The organism is Methylobacterium tarhaniae (assembly GCF_001043955.1).
Classification (GTDB): domain Bacteria; phylum Pseudomonadota; class Alphaproteobacteria; order Rhizobiales; family Beijerinckiaceae; genus Methylobacterium; species Methylobacterium tarhaniae.
This window is the reverse complement of record NZ_LABZ01000413.1, coordinates 1-640: the sequence shown is the minus strand read 5'-3', so window position 1 is coordinate 640 and position 640 is coordinate 1. Positions and strand designations below refer to the sequence as shown.

2 protein-coding genes are annotated in these 640 nt (G+C 76.2%); both read left to right on the top strand.

Annotated elements, in window-relative coordinates; all coding sequences use genetic code 11:
* Positions 1–384 (top strand): hypothetical protein (locus tag VQ03_RS34370; RefSeq protein ID WP_208605575.1); only part of this gene is annotated, 384 nt, incomplete at its 5' end.
* A gap of 7 nt (positions 385–391) precedes the next feature.
* Positions 392–640, top strand: a 249-nt coding sequence (locus tag VQ03_RS30345) for a chemotaxis protein CheB (RefSeq protein WP_048454660.1), incomplete at its 3' end; no start/stop codon positions are given.

Sequence of the window (640 nt, the reverse complement as noted above, 5' to 3'; positions counted from 1 at the left end):
GCGGTGGCCCCGCTGCGGGCGCTCCTGGCGGGACTGCCGCCGGATTGCCCGGCGGCAACCTCGCGGACCGCATCGGCCCGGCGGCGCGGCAACGCCCTCGCCGCCGAAACGCATCAGGAGCGGGCGCGCGAGGATGACGGTCACGCCCGCGTCATCCGGCGCGCGCTGATGAAGACGTCGGACCAGACGGGCGAGGGGCGCGACGTTTTCCGGCGAAAGCCGGGGGGATCGCCGCCGCTCAGCCTGACAGCGCTTCGCCGGGCGCGTATGGTCGAAGCGGGGACGATGACTCCCGCACATCACCGGGCATCGGAGGCGACGACCCTTGGCGAGGAAGACCCGTGCGGAACCGGGCACCGAGACCGCGGGCGGACGACCGCCTGAGCGGCCGGTGGTGGTCGGCGTCGGCGCGTCGGGGGCGGCGATCGATTCCCTGGAGCGCTTCCTGGCCCACGCCCCGGAGATGCCGGGCGTCGCCGTCGTGGTGGCGCTGCACCAGCGCGAGGTGGTCGGCGAGGCGCGCTGGCGCACGGTGCTGGCGCGGGCCGTCGCCCTGCCGCAGGCGCCGGTCGAGGACGGCGTCGCGGTCGAGGCCGGGCGCCTCTACCTTCTCCCCGAGGACGGCACCGCCTCCCTGGCG